This is a genomic window from Ruminococcus sp. 1001136sp1_2201st1_G3_2201SCRN_220225 (assembly GCF_040924365.1).
In the GTDB taxonomy this organism is placed as follows: domain Bacteria; phylum Bacillota; class Clostridia; order Lachnospirales; family Lachnospiraceae; genus Blautia_A; species Blautia_A faecis.
Genome location: NZ_JBCOME010000065.1, coordinates 1 through 21888, shown reverse-complemented (window position 1 = coordinate 21888; position 21888 = coordinate 1). Strand labels below are relative to the sequence as shown.

18 protein-coding genes are annotated in these 21888 nt (G+C 44.4%); 1 reads left to right on the top strand and 17 read right to left on the bottom strand.

Annotated elements, in window-relative coordinates:
* The 13 genes from AB5642_RS17080 to AB5642_RS17020 all read right to left on the bottom strand — a co-directional run.
* A partial coding sequence (locus AB5642_RS17080; protein ID WP_368371772.1) for a DUF3786 domain-containing protein occupies window positions 1-515 on the bottom strand: 515 nt, incomplete at its 3' end.
* An 8-nt stretch (window positions 516-523) separates the two neighbouring features.
* Window positions 524-2467 (bottom strand): corrinoid activation/regeneration protein AcsV, encoded by a 1944-nt coding sequence (gene acsV / locus AB5642_RS17075; RefSeq protein WP_173718660.1) that lies wholly within the window; start codon window positions 2465-2467, stop codon window positions 524-526.
* A 143-nt stretch (window positions 2468-2610) separates the two neighbouring features.
* Window positions 2611-3396 carry a carbon monoxide dehydrogenase/acetyl-CoA synthase methytransferase subunit gene (acsE, locus tag AB5642_RS17070; RefSeq protein ID WP_118578436.1) on the bottom strand — a complete coding sequence of 262 codons (786 nt, stop codon included), beginning with the start codon at window positions 3394-3396 and terminating at the stop codon, window positions 2611-2613.
* A 76-nt stretch (window positions 3397-3472) separates the two neighbouring features.
* Window positions 3473-4819, bottom strand: coding sequence for an acetyl-CoA decarbonylase/synthase complex subunit gamma (acsC, locus tag AB5642_RS17065; protein ID WP_118578437.1), 1347 nt, complete (start codon window positions 4817-4819; stop codon window positions 3473-3475).
* 24 nt (window positions 4820-4843) lie between these two features.
* Window positions 4844-5785 (bottom strand): acetyl-CoA decarbonylase/synthase complex subunit delta, encoded by a 942-nt coding sequence (gene acsD / locus AB5642_RS17060; RefSeq protein WP_118578438.1) that lies wholly within the window; start codon window positions 5783-5785, stop codon window positions 4844-4846.
* Window positions 5786-5834: 49 nt separating this feature from the next.
* The gene (acsB, locus tag AB5642_RS17055; protein WP_173718659.1) at window positions 5835-7961 is read right to left on the bottom strand and encodes an acetyl-CoA decarbonylase/synthase complex subunit alpha/beta; all 2127 of its coding nucleotides are present in this window, start codon (window positions 7959-7961) and stop codon (window positions 5835-5837) included.
* A 256-nt stretch (window positions 7962-8217) separates the two neighbouring features.
* Window positions 8218-10347 (bottom strand): acetyl-CoA decarbonylase/synthase complex subunit alpha/beta, encoded by a 2130-nt coding sequence (acsB, locus tag AB5642_RS17050; protein ID WP_118578440.1) that lies wholly within the window; start codon window positions 10345-10347, stop codon window positions 8218-8220.
* 18 nt (window positions 10348-10365) lie between these two features.
* Window positions 10366-11139, bottom strand: coding sequence for an AAA family ATPase (locus tag AB5642_RS17045; protein ID WP_118578441.1), 774 nt, complete (start codon window positions 11137-11139; stop codon window positions 10366-10368).
* Between the two features lie 24 nt (window positions 11140-11163).
* Window positions 11164-13056, bottom strand: coding sequence for an anaerobic carbon-monoxide dehydrogenase catalytic subunit (cooS, locus tag AB5642_RS17040; protein ID WP_148462601.1), 1893 nt, complete (start codon window positions 13054-13056; stop codon window positions 11164-11166).
* A gap of 186 nt (window positions 13057-13242) precedes the next feature.
* Window positions 13243-14013: an AAA family ATPase gene (locus AB5642_RS17035; protein ID WP_118578442.1), complete on the bottom strand. Its 771-nt coding sequence runs from the start codon at window positions 14011-14013 to the stop codon at window positions 13243-13245.
* 42 nt (window positions 14014-14055) lie between these two features.
* Entirely contained in the window at window positions 14056-14988 is a 933-nt protein-coding gene (locus tag AB5642_RS17030; protein ID WP_173718658.1) for a methylenetetrahydrofolate reductase, read from the bottom strand.
* A gap of 190 nt (window positions 14989-15178) precedes the next feature.
* The gene (locus AB5642_RS17025) at window positions 15179-15361 is read right to left on the bottom strand and encodes a CooT family nickel-binding protein (RefSeq protein WP_118578444.1); all 183 of its coding nucleotides are present in this window, start codon (window positions 15359-15361) and stop codon (window positions 15179-15181) included.
* 12 nt (window positions 15362-15373) lie between these two features.
* Window positions 15374-15769: a cobalt transporter gene (locus tag AB5642_RS17020; RefSeq protein WP_173718657.1), complete on the bottom strand. Its 396-nt coding sequence runs from the start codon at window positions 15767-15769 to the stop codon at window positions 15374-15376.
* Between the two features lie 504 nt (window positions 15770-16273).
* On the opposite strand from AB5642_RS17020, the gene AB5642_RS17015 reads away from it, so the two are divergent.
* Window positions 16274-17098: an aldo/keto reductase gene (locus AB5642_RS17015; RefSeq protein ID WP_118578446.1), complete on the top strand. Its 825-nt coding sequence runs from the start codon at window positions 16274-16276 to the stop codon at window positions 17096-17098.
* Window positions 17099-17253: 155 nt separating this feature from the next.
* On the opposite strand, the gene AB5642_RS17010 is transcribed toward AB5642_RS17015, so the two are convergent.
* From AB5642_RS17010 to AB5642_RS16995, 4 genes are read right to left on the bottom strand one after another with little or no spacing between them, the layout of a single operon-like run.
* A complete protein-coding gene (locus AB5642_RS17010) occupies window positions 17254-18258 on the bottom strand; it encodes an NAD(P)H-dependent glycerol-3-phosphate dehydrogenase (protein ID WP_148462604.1) in 1005 nt (334 codons plus the stop codon).
* Between the two features lie 14 nt (window positions 18259-18272).
* Window positions 18273-18920: a glycerol-3-phosphate 1-O-acyltransferase PlsY gene (gene plsY / locus AB5642_RS17005; RefSeq protein ID WP_118578447.1), complete on the bottom strand. Its 648-nt coding sequence runs from the start codon at window positions 18918-18920 to the stop codon at window positions 18273-18275.
* A gap of 2 nt (window positions 18921-18922) precedes the next feature.
* On the bottom strand, window positions 18923-20248 hold the full coding sequence (der, locus tag AB5642_RS17000) for a ribosome biogenesis GTPase Der (protein ID WP_118578448.1): 1326 nt from the start codon (window positions 20246-20248) through the stop codon (window positions 18923-18925).
* Window positions 20211-21596: a DUF512 domain-containing protein gene (locus AB5642_RS16995; protein ID WP_330382734.1), complete on the bottom strand. Its 1386-nt coding sequence runs from the start codon at window positions 21594-21596 to the stop codon at window positions 20211-20213. The genes der and AB5642_RS16995 overlap by 38 nt, the downstream gene beginning before the upstream one ends.
* Window positions 21597-21888 lie beyond the last annotated feature (292 nt).

The window sequence follows — 21888 nt, the reverse complement described above, 5'->3', positions numbered from 1 at the left end:
ATCTGGATCTGATATCCCGGATAAATGGAAAGCTCATAAGCCACATCTCCGAATTTCACCGGAGTGCATTTCATATGATCCATTACAAGCCGGAAATCATCCAGTCTGTTTCCATAGGTAAATGCAAGCCTTTTGATACAACGTCCGTCAAACTGTCTCAGGTACACTTCTCCCCATGGCATTTCCCGGTAAGTTTTAAACCTGCCAGTCCCCACAGAGGCGGAACCATTTAACAGAAAACGAATGGTAAGAATCTTTGCGTAGATCATATCCTCCAGAGGATAACATTTCTTCTCATCTGCCACATGTTTTACCTGGAAATCCGGATATGTGATCTTATATTCAGAGCCCAGGAAAGTCAGAGTAAATTCCTTAGCCTCTTCATCATATGGAATGGAAAGTCTGGATGCGATCTCCTTCGGGTCAGCTTTTGCATACAGCTCAAGATAATGCTCCCATGGCATTCTCTCCTTGCTGTCTTTATCATAATTTAAGTCATCAATTGTAAATGGCATTTTATTAATTACTTCCTGTTCTGTAAATCATTCATTACATCAGGGAACATTCCCGTATCTGTATGAGGAATAAAGCACGCTCCTACAAATTCGTCCATATAAGTTGGCACTGTAGAAAGCTCCATATATGTCATGTTTGCAGCAAGCTCATAGGTCTTCTTCTCGGCCTCTGTAGAAAGAAGCATCAGATAGGAACCCGTCAGGGAAGAGTTGCCGATATAATGGAATTTCTCCAGAGGAATATCCGGGAACATTCCGATATTTACAGCATTTCTCATATTGATTCCACTTCCGATACCACCGGCAACGTATACGTCATCGATCATGCTCACGTCAAAATCAAGACTGTTTATCATAGTTCTGATGGCTGAGAAAATAGCACCTTTGGCACGGATAAAGTTGTCAATATCAACCTCTGTGATTTCAATATCCTTCACAGAGCCTGCATCCTTTTCAAATGCAATCACATAACTTCCCATTCCGTATTTATCGTGACGGATTCTCTCACCCTCACGGACAAATTTGCCCTTAGGATTGATGATTCCGCACATAAAAAGCTCGCTGATCACATCAATGATTCCGGAACCACAAAGTCCAACCGGCTTGGTTCCCGATTCTCCAACTACTTTATAAGTTGGTTCCATAGTCTCCTTATCAATGGTACAAGCTTCAATAGCTCCATCAGTTGCACGCATACCACAGCTGATATCACCACCCTCGAAAGCCGGACCGGCGGAACATGCACAGCTCATCATAAAATCAGAGTTGCCAAATACCAGCTCACCGTTAGTTCCAAGATCGATAAATAAAGAAAACTCTGGTCTGTTCCAGATCATACTTACTAAAGTTCCGGCAGTGATATCACCGCCTACATAGCTTCCGATATTCGGCGCAATGATAATATGCGCGTCTTTATTAATAGCAATTCCCACATCAGAAGCAAAAAGGGAATTGGTCTTAAAGAATGCAGGAATATACGGTTCCATACGGACCGGATCCGCATTGATTCCGGCAAACAGATGATTCATTGTTGTATTTGCTCCCACAGACATTCTGTAAATATGACTGGCAGGAATGCCTGCACTTTTACACATCTGTGCGATCATTGGATTGATTGTCTCTTTAATTACTGCATCCTGTAGTTTCTTCTTACCACCTGGTTTCTGCTGCTCGATGATGCGATTAATAACATCTGCACCAAAACGGATCTGTCCGTTTCCAGAAGAAGCCTTGGCAAGAATCTCTCCAGTCTCCATGTTGAGCAGAACTGCGGAAACAGTTGTGGTACCAATATCCACTGCAAGTCCGCCCACTACCACCTCTTCATCTTTTCCGAAAATATCGTATACAAAAAGATCATTGGGTGCAGTGCGAACCACACATTTTACCTTAAAATGATTTTCCCGGAGTACATCCGGCAATTTTCTTAATACAGCGTAAGGAATCCTTACCTGTTTCAGATTCATATATTTCTTTAATGCTCTTGTAAGGCGCTCATTATCCGGCATGGTGTCATCAAGACTTGGCTCATTCATATCAAGTTCAATTACATCCAGACTGTTTCTGAGCTCAATACCGGTCATTTCTACGTCTCTTTTGGAATTCTCGAAAATGGCAATTTCCTCTTTGGAGCTGAGATCTGCAACCTTCATTCTGCTCTTGTAAGCAGACGCAATATCAGGTACCAGTACGGTCACATCTGCACAGATCTTGCTGGTGCAGGCAAGACGCCATCCCTCCTGATATTCTTCCTCACTGATATGTAAGGTTTTCTTGCTGTCCAGTTCTCCTTTTTTTAACTGTACCCGGCACTTTCCGCAGGAAGCATTTCCGGAGCACGGCGCGTCGATGGCCACATTGGCCTCTCTGGCTAATTCAAGTAAATTGTCCCCCGCATTGGCAAAATGTTCTACCACACTGCCATCTTCAAAAGAAAATGTAACCTTAAACATCCGGCACTCACCTTTCTCATATGGTCATATATCTGCCAAAACAGACATCATTATTATTCTTATCCGTTAGAAAAAGGGACTGAGGCCAAAGCCCCAGCCCCTTTTGTATCTTACGTCCCTATTTAGAAACGAATTACAAATAATTACAGTTCAAGATAGGAATCAGCATACAGGGTGTTGCCCTTGAATACATCGCAGGATTTGATTGTTTCCATAAGACGAAGGTCGTTAGGGTTAACAATTGCGGATGTAAGGCCCTGCATCATAGCCATAGCAACTAATGCGGAATCCATGATTGGACGGATGTTCTTCGGCATACCGTTACTGTTGTTGGACAGACCACCTGTAGAGTTCAGTCCCATATCGGAGAACATTTTAATAGCCTCAAGTACTTCCATCTGTTTGTCCTGCATTCCTTTAACAACCAGGAACAGCGGGTCAAACCACAGATCACTTGCGTCCATACCATGCTCCATACCTCTTTCAAGAAGCATCTGGCAGTACATCATACGCTCGTCGTTGTCTTTTGCAATACCTTCACCGTTGCAAAGAGCGATAACGATTGCATCGTTAGCTGCTGCAAGGTCGATGTTCTCAATTCTTCCAGCTGCATCAGCAGAGTTTACGATTGGTTTTCCTTTGGAACGGTTGTATACGGAAATACCAGCCTCAATTGCTTTTTTGTTGGATGTATCCAGAGACAGCGGAACGTTGTCGAAGTTCTCCTGAAGAAGCTTAACAGCCCATTTCATCAGGTCTTCTCCATCGTTCTCAGCTGGTCCGATGTTTACATCAAGATAAACAGCACCAGCATCAAGCTGCTGTTTTGCTCTCTTTAAGATCGGCTCAGGATCTCTCTCTGTAAATGCTTTGTTTACAGAAGGTGCTGTTGTTGAAAGTCTCTCTCCAATTGTAACAAATTTTGCCATGTCAAATGTTCTCCTTTACATTTATAGTGGTGCCGCCCATAAGCGGCATACCCTTTTAGGGTCTTAAAGGCTTAAATCAGCCTTCAAGATCCTTTAAGAACTTCACAAGCTGTACAGCTTCTCTTGGTCCAACGATGATTTCCCATCCTGGAAGTTTTGCTTCCAGATCACCCTTCAGGACTGCAACCTTACCTGGGATTACCAGACGTCTGCTCTTAACATTTGGCTCTACTTTCTCTTTGAAGAATGTAGAAATACTGTTTCCGGAGAATTTTCCTGCTGCCCAGGATGTCAGTACGGATAAACCGCCGGCATCGTTGATAACAAGATTAAGCGGAACACCGGAACGCTCCAGCTCTCCAGATACAAGGAAATATGTAAGAGCGAAGTCAACAGTTGTAACAACAAGAGAATTCTCATCTCCACCGTTCATCGGGTAGATACCTGGCTCTACACGCATTGGCTTCTGCGGGTCAGTAAATACGTTCTGACGCAGACCATATAACGGAAGTGCCTCTGCATATGTCATACGCTCCATAACAACGATGGAACCGTATTTCATTGTAAACATAGCTGCCAGACCTGCCTGAAGGTGATAGTCACCACCAGCGATCTTTGCAAGGTTTACGATGGATGGATAACCGAATGTTCTGTCCTGATCCTTCAGAGCTGCACGACGTACCTGTACGGCATTGCCGAAGGTCTCTTTGATGTCAGCGCCTGTTACATCAAGTACCAGATTCTTGTTTCCAAGTTTCTCGATTGCTGCTGTAGTATCATATAACTCGTTAAGATCTTTGCCAGATACACCAAGAACAACACCAGCTGCTGTTGCAACTGCGTTCATAGCCTCATAGTTAGAAGCATTTGCTCCGTTTAATACCGGCTTGCTGTCTTTGCAAACCTCAAGGGCTGCTTTTGCGATCTCCGGATCAGAACATCCAAGGATCAGGGTACGTCCAAGAGCTGCTGCTTTCTGTACAAGTGCTACATATTTGTCAGCTGTTGCTTCTGCATCGCAGTTTACGTAAACGATCTCTGCGTACATTCTCTCACCGATACGGTCATAATCAACCTTCGGGATCTCAGCCAGTTTTGCATCTACAGTAGCGTCATCCATGCATGTGCAAAGCTCTACTGCATATCTTGTCTTGTTTACAAAGGTCTTCTCATGTCTGAAAAGAACGGTCTCACCACCAAGGGTAAGCTCCTCATCGCCAGTACCAATCTTGATCGTCTTCATTGGCGGAGCAGTTGCCTCGGAAAGAGATGCTAATGCTTCCTCAGACATATGTGGACACTGCTCAATCTTTAAAGCGCCCTGTGCAACTTTCATGGAGAAAGCCATACATGTCGGGCATCCACATTCCTTACAGTTTTTCTTTGGTGTTAATTTAAAAATCTGAATACCATTCAGTGCCATATCAATTTTTCCCTCCTAAAAATATTACACAAGTGCTTTGATCATCTTAGCGATGGTCTTTACAGACTCTGGATGTCTTAAGATAACTGCGTCAGATCCTGCTGCCAGGTCTGCTGCTGCTGTCATAACTTCCATGTCGATACCACGCTCATCCTCTGAGCCCCATTCTGGCATATCTTCCTCAGTTGCAACTGATTCCTTTACGCCCCATGTCTCAGAAGAAACTGGTGTAATAATAGGCATCTGCAGCATGTTATCATTCTGGGATAATGCTGCACCTTTGATACGGTCCATAGTGGAAACAACATACTCGTAACCATAACCAACGGTAGCTGTTCCTACGTTCATAACGATCTTCTTCGCATCAACACCTAACTGTGTTGTTACTACGTTCAACTGTTTTGCAAGGTTGATATCATCAGCGGACTCAGCGCCTACGATCTGGTTGTAAGCAAGTCCTGCTGCAGCACCGATTGCCTTGTAGTTTTCTTCCTTCTCAGACATCACGATCACGTTTCTGCCCTGAAGTGCCTCTGCAACCTTCGGAAGAAGTTCCGCATCCTTCTCCACATTTTTGCAGCCTTCAACTACTAATGGACAGTCGATTGCATCTGCAACCTCTTTTACGATTGCAATAAGTTCTTCTGTAGATTTGTTTACTCCGTTTGGATCTCCGCCTTCCAGGTTGAGTACAACGAAATCTCCACCTTCCATAGCTGCTGCTTTCTGAGCGATCTCAGCCATGGTGGTGCATCCTTCATAATATGCTTTGATTCCAGGTGCAAAGTCATCAAGTCCCATATCCGTGATCTCTACACCGATTTTCGGGCTGTTCTCGGTTGGTGCGTCAAATGTATAGAAAGGAAATGTAGAATTTCCTCCAATAGTAACCGCTTTATCGCCAGTTCCAACCGTAACAGTGTTGATCTTTGCGTTGAACTTCTGTGGTTTCTGATTAAATGGCATTTCTTAAAGCCTCCTTAAAAATTTGTAAAAATTATACAGAACCATTATACTACATCATCGGATCCATTGACAATGCAGGATGGTTATGTTCTGTTAAAAATGCAACAAGAACTTCCGGATCTGTGGCAACGGTCTCATCACCGATCATATCAGTGAAGTTGTCAATGCCATAGAGTTCTTTTGCAGTCTTATTGAGTCGCTCCGCCACGGTCTCTTTTAATTCCTTTGGCATCCATACGATACGCTCAATTCCGCCCTCTGCCTTCATGAATTTCTTGGATGAAATAAAGTGTTTTCCATGTCCCATAAAGCCTGGTGTCTGAACACCGCCGCCGGTCATGGAAGCCATCTCGGAGAACGTCATTCCAAGAGGTGTCATGCCTGCATACTCACGGTTTGCGATAACCACACCATTAGAAAATGGCTCAATACCGCAAATACACTCGAAGCATCCGCAGGAGGTCATAGGATCCTGCATGATGGAGTACAGAGTAACATGCTCCAGAGCACCCTGGGAATATTTCTTTACTGCTTCATCAACATCCTCGTAAGAGCCCAGATTTACATCGATCGGGCGCTCCTTGGTGATGATCTGACATGGGCCGTTTGGATCCAGTTCATTGGTTGCTTTTGCATCCAGCCATGAAACGGCTCCACAAAGTCCAAGTCTCTCCGGTGTTACTACGCAGACATGTGACGGAGAAAATGCCTGACACAGGATACAGCTGTAATAAACATCTACAGATTCATCAGTCAATGTCTCCAGACGTGCATCACGTTTGTCAAAAGTAGGGATTGCTACTTCATGACGCATTCTGGTACACTCATCCGGATCTGTATAGACAGTTACCTGACACTTATCTACAACAGCCTCGAACTCATTCTTTACCTGAGTGTAAAGAACTTCACCAAAGTGTTTTGCTCTGAAACCTGCTGCAAAAGCATCATTGCTGATACGGATACGGAACATATCCCTCTGTCCTGTGTGATATACACCTTCAATGCAGTTTATATAATTGTGGAATTTACGCTCGATAACCGGTTCAAAATCCGGCTGCATCTTCTTACCAGCTACTTCTACCACGTAGGCAAGGCTGTGCTTGCTTCCAGGTTCGAAGCTATCGACTTCCGGACCTACGACAGTAATCTTGTGATCCTCGACCTCGTTCATTTCCTTAGTCTGCACAAGCTCTACGCAGTCCACACGGGAACCGTCAAATTCCACACGCATATCTTTACGACGAATGATCTCACCTTCAAAGGCAGACGCAAATGCTACCGGAATATCCACCTTTGTGATCTTGATCTTGATTCCTCTTGCTTCAAGGGAAACCTTATTAAAGTCAGCAACGTTCGGACGCGCGATCAGGGCTCCTGGTACTTCCACAATGTTCTCATCCTCATTGGAGATTACCGGGAAACCAAGCTTGATCGCACCAGCACCGGCTGCAAGAACTACATCATCAACAGGTTTGAAAGCATTTACAAATGCCGGAACCCTGTCTTTGGTGTATGTAAGAAGGCTTGCTGCATCGCCAGGTGTTACATTGCCGAAGATTAGTGCTGCACGAAGTGCAACAGATACAACGTGGATAACAGATGTTACGTCTTTTCCCAAAGGAACAATTCGTAAATTATAGCCCATCTTAAGACCAAGCTCCTGTGCCTGGTCAATGATACCGCCAACTAATGTTACCAGGATACCCTGTGCCTGATAGCTCTTGATCAGGTCAACACCTTCCTGTGCAGTCGGTGCGCTGCCAAGGATAACGGCTACACCAGGGATATCTCCTGTTACAAGCGGTACACCAAGCTCACGGATAATGGAATCTGCAAGATGGCCATAACAAGGCTCCTGATAGGGTTCTGCCCCATCAAGATACTTCAGTGCTTCAATAAATTCCGCACAGAGGGCTGTTGCTACACCTGACATAAGAGCATCATCCAGAGCATGCTCTCTTGTCATAAGAGATTTTACGACGCCAAGGGCTGCCTGCAGTTCTCCAAGTGTTTTGATCTTCACACCGGTTACTGCATAATAGCATGGAAGACAATATGCTGTGTGTGGAAATCCCACTGCCTTATCTGCACCATGCTGCTGTACAGCATCGTTTACGGCTTTTTCTGTTAGACCGTATACTGCATCATTACCGCTGAAAATTCTGTTAATTAACAATTTTCTGCATCTCCTTTTCTGTTAATCTTCTATCACAAACCATGTAAGGCTCCGCCTCTATCCATTGGTTTGCTGCTAAATAAATTATCAGATACAGATCATTTCATTCCGCAATCAAAATGATCTGCTTGTTCGCCCTCCGCAGCGAAACTATAAATCAGTATTCCTGCCGGAAATAGTGAATCCCGGAGCCTGTCTAAAGGAGACAGACTCCAGGGAAATTATCTCCATTTTGCAGCAGGAGCTGCTGGATAAATTACATCATCGGGTCAAGTCCAAGTGCCGGATGTCCCTTCTCTGTAAGGAATCCTACCAGAGTCTCAGGATCTGTAGCAACAGTCTCATCACCGATCATATCTGTAAAGTTATCGATTCCGTAAAGTTCTTTTGCAGTAGCATTTAATTTCTCTGCGATGAACTCTTTTAATTCTTTCGGCATCCATACGATACGCTCGATACCGCCCTCAGCCTTCATGAATTTCTTGGAAGCGATGAAGTGTTTACCATGTCCCATGAATCCAGGAGTCTGAACACCACCACCTGTCATGGAAGCCATCTCAGAGAAGGTCATTCCGAGAGGTGTCATACCTGCATACTCACGGTTAGCAATAACTACACCGTTGGAGAATGGCTCGATACCGCAGATACACTCGAAGCATCCGCAGGAAGTCATAGGATCCTGCATGATGGAGTACAGGGTAACGTGCTCCAGAGCACCCTGGGAGAACTTCTGAACCGCTTCATCAACGTCTTCATAAGAACCAAGCTCTTCATTGATCGGACGCTCTTTGGTGATCACCTGGCAAGGTCCGTTCGGATCAAGCTCGTTGGTAGCTTTTGCATCCAGCCATGAAACGGCACCGCAAAGTCCAAGTCTCTCTGGTGTAACAACACAAACGTGAGACGGGGAGAATGCCTGGCAGAGGATACAGCTGTAATATACATCAACAGACTCGTCAGTGAGGTTTGCAAGACGATCATCACGTTTCTCGAATGTCGGAATTGCAACTTCATGACGGATTCTGGTACACTCAGCAGGATCTGTGTAGATCACAACCTCACACTTGTCAACAACTGCGTCAAATTCGTTCTTAACCTGAGTATAAAGAACTTCACCGATATGTTTGATACGGAATCCTGCATCAAATGCTGCATGGCTGATACGGATACGCTGCATATCTCTCTGACCGGTGTGATATACACCCTCAATACAGTTGATGTAGTTGTGGAATTTACGCTCGATAACAGGCTCAAAGTCAGGCTGCATGTTCTTACCGGCAACCTTAACAACGTATGCAATGCTGTTCTTGCTTCCGTCTTCCATCTCGTCAACTTCCGGTCCTACAACTGTGATCTTGTGATCCTCGATCTCAGAAGCGTCACAGGTATGTACAAGCTCAGCACAGTCAACACGGGAACCATCGAACTCAACACGCATGTCTTTACGACGGATGATCTCGCCCTCGAATGCAGATGCGAATGCAACCGGGATATCGATGTTTGTGATCTTGATCTTGATGTCACGAGCCTCAAGGGAAGTAGCGTTGAATTTGCTTACGTCCTCCTGAACGATAAGGCTCTTCGGTACACGGAAGATGTTCTCTGTCTCGTTTGTGATTACCGGGAAGCCAAGTGCGATAGCGCCAGCTCCGCAAGCAACTACAACGTCATCCAGAGGTCCGAATGCGTTAACGAATGCCGGAACACGGTCCATTGTATATTTCATAAGTGTACCTGCATCTCCAGGTGTTACGTTACCGAAGATCAGAGCTGCACGAAGTGCAACAGATACAACGTGGATAACTGCTGTAACGTCTTTTCCAAGAGGAATAACACGTACGTTTGCTCCAGTGTTCATGCCAGCTTCCTTCACCTGGTCAATGATTCCGCCAACCAGTGTTACAAGAATACCCTGTGCCTGATAGCTCTTTACAAGTGCAACACCCTCTTCTACAGATGGAGCTGTTCCAAGGATAACGGCTACACCAGGGATATCGCCTGTTACAAGCGGTACACCAAGCTCACGGATCACAGCATCTGCAAGGTGGCCATAGCATGGCTCCTCATATGGTGTTGCTCCGTCGATATATTTCAGAACTTCGATGAACTCTGCGCAAAGTGCGGTAGCAATACCGGACATGAATGCGTCGTTCAGTCTTTTCTCTCTTGTCATAAGAGTTTTTACAACGCCAAGAGCCTCTTTTAACTCTTTTAAGGTTGTAACCTTGGTTCCTGTTACTGAATAGTAGCAAGGAAGGCTGTAAGCGGTATCAGGGAAGCTTACTGCTTTGTCTTCGCCATGCTGTGCGATGGCTGCATCAATAGCGCCCTCTGTTAATCCATAAACAGCGTCGTTTCCGCTGAATACTCTATCAAATAAAGTCACTGTAGTACCTCCTATTATTTACAGACTTGATTCGTTGTCTATCTTTTCTTTAATCTTTCTGATCTCAGATGTTACTGTCTCACTGAAATCATAGGGTGATTTACCCTGGCGGTCTGCGTCCATAACTTCTACATTGTAATGGATCATTCCAAGAAGATCTTCTGCCGGAATCTTGTTGCGGATAAATTCTTCATCCTCTTCGTTCCGTACTTTGTTGGCCACTACCTTAACCTGAGTAATGCCAAGATCCTTTGCAAGACGTTTTACGTTTTTGTAGGTCTGTACACTTCTTGCACCTGGTTCGATCACCACAATAAATTCGTCCATGCTCTCCGTGGTTCCCCGGCCCAGATGCTCCAGACCGGCTTCCATATCCATAATTACCACATCATCCCTGTGCACTACAAGGTTGCTGATGATTCTTTTTAACATGACATGTTCAGGACAGACACATCCGCCTCCGCCTGTTTCCACGGTTCCAAGGACAAGCAGCTTTACACCATTACAAACCTTTCCGTAGGTGTCCGGAATGTCGTCTACCTTCGGATTCAGTGTATAAAACTGATTCTGGCTGTTGGCTCCGGTACGCTCCTCTACCAGCTTACGCATCTTGGAAATGGGAACGATGGAATCTAAAGTCTCCTCATCAAATCCAAGAGCCAGTCCCAGGTTTGCGTCCGGGTCAACATCAGCTGCAAGGACCTTTTTCCCTTCATCTGCATATAGTCTGGCAAGTGTTGCCGCAAAAGTTGTCTTTCCTACTCCGCCTTTACCGGTTACTGCTATTTTCATAAGTTAATCGCGCCTTTCCTTCGATCAGATTCCGAGAGCGTCACGTTTTTCTTCGATTCTCGCAATCATAAGATCGCCTAATTTATCAATATCTTTCTCAACTGTATATGCTGCCTCTACCCAGTCACGTACCCCTTCTGTAAGGAGGCTTGCAACCTCTGTAGAACCGGAAACATATGGGTCTACACCAAGATATGTATCAAGACCAGTTGCTACTACATAGTTTCCAATGGAAACTGCCTTCTCAGACATCCACTCAGGAGCACATCCTACTACTGGAAGCTGGGAAATGTTCAGTCCGGAATCCTTGGCAAGCTCAGAAGCAAGGATCAGCATACGGCTGATATCAACACAGGATCCCATATGTAATACTGGCGGGATATCTGCAAGCTCGCAAACACGTTTCAGACCAGCACCGCAAAGGTCTTTTGCAGCTTTGTCCATAAGTCCTGCACGAGCAGCTGCCTGAGCGGAACATCCGGAAGCGATGATCACGATATCGTTTGCGATCAGTTTCTTCATAAGTTCGATGTGAGCTGTGTCAGGTCTGACCTTCGGGTTGTTACATCCAACCATAGCAACAGCACCACGGATAACACCAGATGTAATACACTCAAGAAGAGGTTTGGTGGTACCAGTCTCGTCTACCTGAGAGTTTGTTACGCCGTCAAGTGTCTTAACGATTGCTTCTACAGAGTAACCAACAGTAGCTTTATGTTTCAGATCCGGGATATGTACAAGCTCTGGTTTTCTGTTCTTGAAGTTCTCACATGCAAGTTTTACGATCTGTTTTGCTTTCTCTCCTGCTGTACCTGCATCAAATTCAATGAAATCGGAATCTGGCATCTGGCAGATTGGAGAAGTTGTGATGAATTTTGTATGGAAGCATTTGGAAAGAGGTCCAAGTGCCGGGAAAATACACTGAACGTCAACTACGATTGCCTCACAGGCACCTGTCAGTACAACGTTCTCCTGCTGTAAGAAGTTACCTGCCATCGGAATACCGCGACGCATTGCAACCTCATTAGATGTACAACATACACCGGAAACAGTGATTCCCTTAGCACCCATGGATTTCGCATAGTCGATCATCTCTTTGCTGTCTGCATACTCACAGATCATCTCAGAAAGACTCGGGTCATGTCCATGAACAACGATGTTTACATTTTCTGCATTCATAACACCAAGGTTAGCCTCGGTATCGATTGGCTTTGGAGTTCCGAAAAGGACATCAGAGAACTCAGTTCCGCACATGGAACCGCCCCATCCATCGGAAAGACCGTTACGAAGCGCCTGACGGATCAGAGCCTCCGGTTTACTTGTGTTACCCATATGAGTCATATGAAGTGCACAGGAAACCTCACGGTCAATTGCTCTTGGCTCAATTCCAGCTGCATGCCACAGATCCTGTGTATGCTGAGGTGCTCTCTTAAGCCATCTGGAATATCCTCTGATCTTTCCGTATTCTTCCTGAGCAAGATCAGACATTTCATGAGCCAGATCATAGATGTCTTTACCCTCTGTCTCAACGCCCCACTCTTTTGCAATACGGATCAGCTTCTCAGGATCTTTCACCTGATAGTCGCCGCCCTCTTTTGCATGTCCAAGTGTGATACAGATCTCACGTCCGTGATCAGAGTGTGTAGCTGCGCCACCTGCTGTGAAACGAAGGAAGTTTCTTCCTACGATACCATGTACATCGCATCCGCAGATACCTCTCGGTGCCTTAGGTGTAATACGGCACGGACCCATTGAACAGATTCGGCAACATACGCCCTGCTCACCGAATTTACAGTGTGGAGTCTGATTCTTAACACGCATCTGCCAGGAATCAGCGCCTACCTTTGCACCAGTCTCAAGAAGACGGGCTGTGGCAGCTTCGAATTCTTCCACTGTAGTTAATTTGAATTCACTCATTATTGACCTCCTCTAAGTATGTGTTACTTTTGATAAATTTATTTATATTCCGTTTTCCGGAACCCATCCCCTCCCATGGGATAAATACCTGACAAAAATTCCGCAGCAGCGTTCTTGCCTGCTGCGAATTATAATGCCATTTCTATCCTCTTATCACATAAATATGTGGGGTAAGGGGGACTTCCCTTATAAAACAAGCTTATCTACGATCTCACGAAGAGCCATCTTTACCGGATTATCTTCCGGAAGCCCTGCAGTCGGTTTACCCTCGCAGTCATACTCGTAAACAGTCTCATCCTGCGGCACTACGCCAAGAAGATGAAGACCCTGCTTCTCAATCTCTTCTTTGATTCCGTCATTCAGCTTTCCGCCAGGAGCACGGTTAATGATAAGGCCTACTGTATCCGGGTGCATATCACATTCTTTAATAAGCTCTGCAATACGACCTACAGCCTGTACACCTCTTCTGGAACAGTCACTGACCAGAATCGCTGTCTGCATGGACGGAAGTACTCCCCTGCTGATGTGCTCCATACCAGCTTCGTTATCAACTACGATATAAGGATAATTATTCTGGTATTTGGCAAGCTGGGTCTGAAGAAGTCCATTTACAAAACAGTAGCAGCCTTTTCCCTGGGTTCTGCCCATAACCAGAAGATCAAAATCATCATCTTCTACCAGAGCATCCTCAAAACGTCTTTCAGCGTAATCCGCCTTGGACATTCCCGCCGGGATCGGATTCTCGCTTGCAAGCTCTGCGCGGGCAATTTCTTCCCTTACATCACCAAGTGTAGTCTCCACTTCTACTCCAAGAACTTCGTTCAGATTTGAGTTTGCGTCAGCATCTACTGCAAGGATCGGTCCTTTGCCTTTCTCGCAGAGATACTGGATCAGCATTCCGCATAATGTGGTTTTACCAACGCCGCCTTTACCTGCGACAGCAATTACATGTGCCATAATACTATCAATTGCCTCCTGAAAAATTTAAGTCAAAATCGATTAGATTAAAGTACAAAGTCCGGATCTGTCAATGATCTCGGATACATCTTTCCATTTATTCAAAGCATACAGATGGATGCCATCTACGCCGAGAGCGCGGTACTCGTCGATCTGTCTGATCGTGTACTCGATTCCCTCTTCTTTGAATCTCTTGATCTTATCATCATAGAACATATCAAACGGCTTGCCATCAGCATCTTTTGCTGCAAATGGATTCGGGAACAGCCAGTTTCTGGAGATGAGTCTGCAAAGCTCACGGTCCATTACACAACCGTTACGGGAAAGTGCCATATTAATTGTAGCGGACATGTCAAGAATTGGCATAACTCCTACGTCTACAGGCATTGTAACACCAGCCTCACGGATTGAATCCAGCCAGTATTTAAACTGCTCCATATCCCAGCAAAGCTGAGTCATGATATAATCGGCACCATTGTCCTGTTTCTGTCTCAGAACTGCAATATCAGCATCAAGGCTGCGGCATGCAATGTGTCCCTCCGGAGATCCTGCAACTGCGATTTCGAATTTGTCACCAAATTCGTCACGGACAAATTTAACAAGATCTGTAGCGTAGTTGAAATCACCGCAGGTTGTTGTTTCACCAAGCGGAATATCTCCACGAAGTGCAAGCATATGATCTACTCCCTCTGCAAGGTACTGATCCAGCTGCTCTTTGATTCCCTCTTTCGTGTTCTTGATTACTGTAAAATGGGTAACCGGTGTTGTTCCGGCCTTCCTGATCATCTGGCATACTTCTCTGTTAGCACCAACGTTTCCGCCGCCTGCACCGTATGTACAGGAAATGTACGCAGGTTTGTATTTCATCAGATGATCGATTGTCCCAGGAAGGTTATCCATTCCCTTTTCTGTCTTCGGCGGAAATAGCTCGAAAGACAGAAGCATTCTTTCTCTCATTGCCTCTGACAATTTCATAATTACATACCTCCACGTATTAAGTAATTTTTATTCTAAAGGCATAACACCTCAAGATCTGATAAGCGTCACGGGTTGCTTAAACAATCCGCTTTTATCTTTCTTCATCAAAAGAAAACGTTACTGTGCATTTTGTTCACAAACGCACCTTGTAAAACATTTCCACTGAACAGTAATCAGGAAATCCATGTCAGTCACATTTTACTTTAACGATACTGTTCGCAAGGTCTACCATAAGGATGGTTCCCTCTACTACTCTTTCATCACCCATAATATCACGGAGAACAAGTTTGTTTCCATCTACATTAATACGGCTGACGTTCTTGAAGATTACAGAATCGTCATTTTCTTTATATACAGTTGCCAAACACATAATAATGCCTCCTTATTTCATTTCCTCTTTTACAAGGGTCAGGGCAAGGCCAAGGCGCATGTTGCCTTTCTGGAAATCGGATACGCTTTCCTTAATGGTCTTCGCGGCGGCATCCATACCCATCTTGGCAAGATTATCCGCCATCTGATCAAGTTCCGCTGCATGGTGCTCATTGTGCTGCAGCATATAGGTAAGAAGAGCTACTGTCTCATTCTTGCAGTCCCCTCCCTGACAGCCGCCGCAGTCTGTACTGCAGTTCTGTCCCTCATTATGTGTATGGTCATGACTTTCTGATCCGTCATGGGTATGCGCATGTGTATGGCTCACTCCGTCTGCATGGGTATGCTGGTGAGTATGCTCATGACCATGCTGAATCAGATTGCCGTTTTCATCTTTGATCAAATGCATAGTAAATACTCCTTTCCGCCTTGAATGCGGCAGACAAATCATAACATCGCTTCTCTTCCAGGCACGAAAAAAACTCACGCCGGCAACGTGAGAAAACATGTAAGAATGGATATAAAGATATTCTATTCCCTATTAATATAATGAGATTCCGCATACCTCTTACCTTCATGCATAACACATTTTCTTTCTTCTACCTAAAAAATCGCAGAGTTATGACATAAATTTATCAAATTTTTCTTTTATTATACAACCTTTCTCATTATTACGCAAGGAGATAATTATAAAATTTTACCAAATTTCAACGCTTTACCACACAAATATATGTTTTAATTTCTGTACAATTTTACCAGTTATTTCTAAAGTTTGTCTAAAGATTAACGAATGCGTATTTAAGCAAAAAACAGGTGAATGTTTTGTAATTATATGCTATAATGAATGAAATTTATTGGTTGCTGATTACTTCATGAGCAGCAGCATTTATTGTTTAATGAGGAGGAATTAGCTTTGAGAGAAACCGTATTCCTGAATACCGACAGAGAAATGCCCCTTTTAGGGCTTGGTGTATATAAAACAGCAGATAACGAAGCAGAGACAGCCATTACAGCTGCAGTGAACGCGGGCTACCGTCTTATTGACACTGCTTCCGCTTACAAAAACGAAGAAAGTGTAGGCAAGGCAATTGCCAAATGTGGTGTCCCACGCAAAGAACTTTTTATCACCAGCAAGATCTGGAACAATGCGCAACGACTTGGAGATGTAGATGGTGCTTTTTACAGAAGCATGGAGCGGTTGAAGCTGGATTATCTGGATCTTTATCTGATTCACTGGCCGGTGCCTGGCTGCTATACCGGAACCTGGCTGGAGATGGCCAAACTTCTTGAAACCGGCCGTGTACTTTCCATCGGCGTCAGCAATTTCCAGATTCATCATCTGGAAGAGCTTAAGAAAATTTCCGGTATTGTACCTGCTGTCAACCAGATCGAATGTCATCCGCTTTGCTATCCGAAAGAACTGATTGAATATTGCCAGTCGGAAGGAATTCAGGTTCAGGCTTATGCACCGCTTGCCAGAGGTGCTTACCTTGACAATGATGTAATGTGTGTTCTCGGAACCAAGTATGCACATACTCCTGCTCAGGTCGGTCTTCGCTGGGCAATCCAGAAGGGTATTTCTGTAATTCCGAAATCCGTCAATCCAGACCGCATTGCTTCCAACGCCAATATTTTTGATTTCAACATTGAGGATGAAGATATGGCGATCATGGATACTTTAAATGAAGATCTCCATACATCCCATGTGCCGGATGATCTGAAGGATGTTATTTTTTAATCTTTTCACTCTTTGTAAATTATTAACTGCCAGAACATTGAGCATACTCTTTCGTTTTTTTGCTCACTGCTCTGGCAGTTTTTTGCGGTTCTATTCTTTCAGTTATATTTTCTGTATTTTATATTTTGCAACAGCTTATTTGCTGAATATAGCATTCACAGTTCCCAGGAAATTTCTCCCTGTTTCTCTCTCTGCATCAGGTCTTTCACAGCTTCAGATGCAGGCTTGTTTTCAAACAGAAGCTTATTTACTTCCATAATGATCGGCATTTCCACATTATATTTCTCAGCCAGCGCTTTGGCTGCCTTTGCGGAATAAACGCCCTCCACAACCATCTGCACTTCATCCATAGCCTGCTTCATGGTGTAACCCTGTCCCATCAGATAGCCGGCGCGTCTGTTTCGGCTGTGCACACTGGCACAGGTAACAATCAGATCACCAATTCCGGAAAGGCCGGCAAAAGTCTCCAATTTAGCGCCCATCTTGACACCAAGCCGCGCCATCTCTGCTATTCCTCTTGTGATCAAAGCAGCCTTTGTATTATCTCCATACCCTAAGCCATCAGCAGTCCCTGCTGCCAGGGCGATTACATTCTTAAGGGCACCGCCAAGCTCTACCCCCAGCATATCCGGTGTAGTATACACCCGGAAAACAGGGCTCATAAAAAGGCCCTGGAGATATTCAGCGGTCTCTTTTTTGCGGGCACTGACTACACACGTAGTAGGGAGTCCGCGGCTTACTTCTTCCGCATGGCTTGGTCCTGAAAGCACACAAACATCTGCCTGAGGAATCTCTTCTTTAATAATATCACACACAGGCATAAGCGTATTTTCTTCTACACCTTTCGCCACATTTACAATAATCTGTCCCCGTCGAATCAATGGGGAAAGTCGTTTGCTGATAGCACGCATATAAGCAGATGGTGAGGCAAATACAACTATATCTGGTGAATCCAAAGCTGTCTTTTCATCACCGGTTATCACAATTCCATCCGGAATTTTAATTCCGGGAAGCTTTTTCGGATCCTCCCGGGTCTGATTCAGACTGGCTGCCTTTTCCGGATGTGCAGACCACAACATAACCTGATGACCATTGTTGTGAAGCAGTATTGCAAGTGCTGTTCCCCAGCTTCCGGTTCCCATTACGCTGATTTTTGCCATTTTATCACCTCATCTTATTTGGCTGCAGTTTTCGCTGCACCAAGCTTATTCTCAGTTCCATTTAAAAGGCGGTAAATATTCGCCCTGTGTCTGTAAATTGCAAGTGCTGTCATAAGTCCCATGATCACATCCATCTCAAATGTATGAGGGAAATCCATGCCATAACTTCCCGCAGCGCCAAACCCAATGAAACAAATCAGCGCACCTACATATGCTGCCATTGACCCCAATGACACATAGCGGGTAATAGCTACCAGCCCAATAAAGATCACCGCGCAGATCAGAAATACTCTCCAGTCCATTGCCAGCAGCATTCCCGCAGAAGCTGCAATTCCCTTGCCGCCCCTGAATCCAAGATAAAACGGAAAATTATGTCCAAGCACGCAGCCTGCTGCCGTGTACATGCCAAGCAATGGAAGAATTTCCTGATACCGATTCTTAAATACTGCATCCACGATCAGAATGGCAATCACACATTTAAGCATATCGCCAATAAGAGTCATTGCCCCCGCTTTTTTTCCAAGAGTACGAAGGGCATTGGTAGTTCCTGCATTGCCGCTTCCATATTGACGGATATCCATGTGATGGATTTTTCCGATAATGTATGACGTCTGAAACATTCCAAACAAATATCCAATAGCCAGACAAATAATACGTTCCATCTTTATTCCTTCTCTCCGCGCTCTCTTACAATAAATTTCAGCGGTGTACCGCCAAAGTCAAAGGCATCCCGGATTTTATTTTCCAGATATCTGGTGTAGGAAAAATGCATAAGTTCTTTGTCATTGACAAAGATTACGAATGTAGGCGGTTTTACCGCAACCTGTGTCATGTAGAAAATTTTCAGACGGCGGCCCCTGTCAGACGGCGGCTGCTGCATGGCAACTGCTTCTGCAAGGATCTCATTAAGCACACCAGTCTGGATACGCATAGTTTGATTCTCAATTACCGCATCCAGTGTCTCAAACATTCTGGAAATCCGAAGTCCTGTTCGGGCAGAAATAAACACGATTTCTGCATAAGGCATAAAGGAAAGGACCTCCCGAATACGGTTAGTATGTTTGTAAATGGTCTTGTCATTTTTCTCAATAGCATCCCATTTATTCACTGCAATGATCACGCCCTTGCCTTTCTCATGGGCAATTCCGGCAATTTTTGCATCCTGCTCTGTAACGCCTTCTGATGCATCGATCATTACAACTACAACATCTGCACGTTCTACAGCTGTTACAGTACGGATCACACTGAAGCGCTCAATTTCTTCTTTTACTTTTGCTTTACGGCGGAGTCCGGCTGTATCGATAAAAATATAATCTTTTTCGTTCCAGGTAACCTTCGTATCAACTGCATCACGAGTGGTTCCAGCAATATCTGAAACGATTACACGGTCTTCCCCCAGCAGCTTATTGATCAGAGAGGACTTACCAACATTAGGTTTACCTACAATAGCAATCTTCGGAATATCAGAATCCTCATCCTCTCCCGTATCCTCCGGGAAATGTTTTACGACCTCATCAAGCATATCTCCAAGTCCCTGACGGTTAGCTGCAGAAATGGCAAATGGCTCGCCGATTCCCAGATTATAAAATTCATAAACATCCATCATATATTTCTGAATGCTGTCCACCTTATTCACTGCAAGTACCACTGGTTTGCCGCTGCGGCGAAGCATATCTGCAACTTTCGCATCAGAATCCACAAGTCCCTGATGTACATCTGTAATAAAGATAATGACATCCGCAGTATCAATAGCGATCTGAGCCTGCTCCCTCATCTGAGAAAGAATCACATCGCCGCTATCCGGTTCAATACCACCTGTGTCAATAATAGTAAAATCATTATCCAGCCATGATACATCTGCATAAATTCTGTCTCTGGTTACACCTGGCGTATCTTTAACAATGGAAATCTTATCCCCTGCCAGTACATTAAACAATGTGGATTTTCCTACATTAGGCCTGCCCACAATTGCTACTACCGGTTTGCTCATACATTTGTCTCCTTTTCTGTTTCTTATGTTCAATCGGATCAAGGACTGCAGACACAAGGTCTGAACCACCTTCATCCACAATTACAATTTCTACATTCAGTTTCCTGGAAAGCTCTTCCACAGAAATATCATCCAGAAAAACATCTTCTTCATTTTTCAGCATGTTGCAGGGAAGCAAAAGCTTCTCTCCAAGGTCTCTGCCGCTTAATTGTCTGATCAGATCCTGTCCCGTGATCAAACCAGACACCGTAATCGTTTCTCCGAAAAATTCGTTTCTTATGGAGATCACATCCACTTCTACATTTGGAAATTTCTCATGGATCATCTCCATATATTTCTTAATAAATGGTGCCGCCAAAGCACCTGTAGCACTGACAGCCTTTATCCTTCGGTCATCTCCTGTCCTGCCTGCAACAGCTTCTTTCACTTCTTCGCCAAGGAGCCGAAGCATTCCCACACCGTTTTCCAGCTGAAGATAGCCATCATAGGACTCTTCCAGGGGCAGATCCTTCCCTGCCAGAATGTACCATTCATCTGAAGCATGGATAAAATGAATGCCATACTGGTCCATCATTTTCTTCTGCCAGGAATGAATAATATCCAGAACTTCTAATGCATCTTCCTTCTGAAACTGTTCCATCGGATACAGCCCCTCACGAAACTTAGTCAGACCAACCGGAACTACTGAAACGCTCTGAAGTACTGGTGCATAGGCAGACATCTTGCGAATACTGTCATCCAGTTCCTTACCGTCATTAACTCCTTTGCACAAAACAATCTGCCCATTCATAGTGATTCCTGCATCATACAGTTTCTGAAGCTTCTTCAATGCATCCCCGGCGAAGCGGTTATGGAGCATTTTACATCTCAGTTCCGGATTCATGGTCTGGATGGAAATATTAATGGGCTCCAGATGGTACCGGATGATCCGGTCTATATCATGATCACTCATATTGGTCAGGGTCACATAATTTCCCTGTATGAAGGACAATCTGGAATCATCATCTTTAAAATAAAGAGTATCTCTCATTCCAGGCGGCATCTGGTCAATAAAACAGAAAATGCAGTGATTGGAACAGGAACGATAATCATCCATCAGATCCTTCTCAAAGGTAATCCCAAGGTCTTCTTCATATTCCTTCTCGACCTCCAGCTCCCAGATCTCTCCGTTTGCCTTTTCCACTTCCAGAACAACGAATTCTTCATTCATCAGATATCGGTAGTCAAATATATCTTCCACAGGCTGACCGTTTACAGTGAGCAGTATATCTCCCGGCACAAGCTCCAGTTCCTGTGCGATACTTCCATCCTGCACAATTGCAATCACGTGTTTATTTTGTTTCTTCACATTTATCTCCATTATAAGTCAAATGCGATCTGTCGCGTCAGCTCTGTTCCAGAATCTGTTTGAAAAATCATTTTTCAAATACATTTTAAGATTCAGAGACCCGAATACAACATCACAGATCGTCCATCTCTGGCTCAGCATAATAAAGCCATTATTTTTAATATAACAAGTTTTCCCGAAAAACACAACAAAAAATTTCATTTCATTCTCACGTCTATGAACCATTTATGATAATGTCCTAATATACCACAAAGGAAAATGTCCCAATGTAGTATAATGCTTCCATCAACAG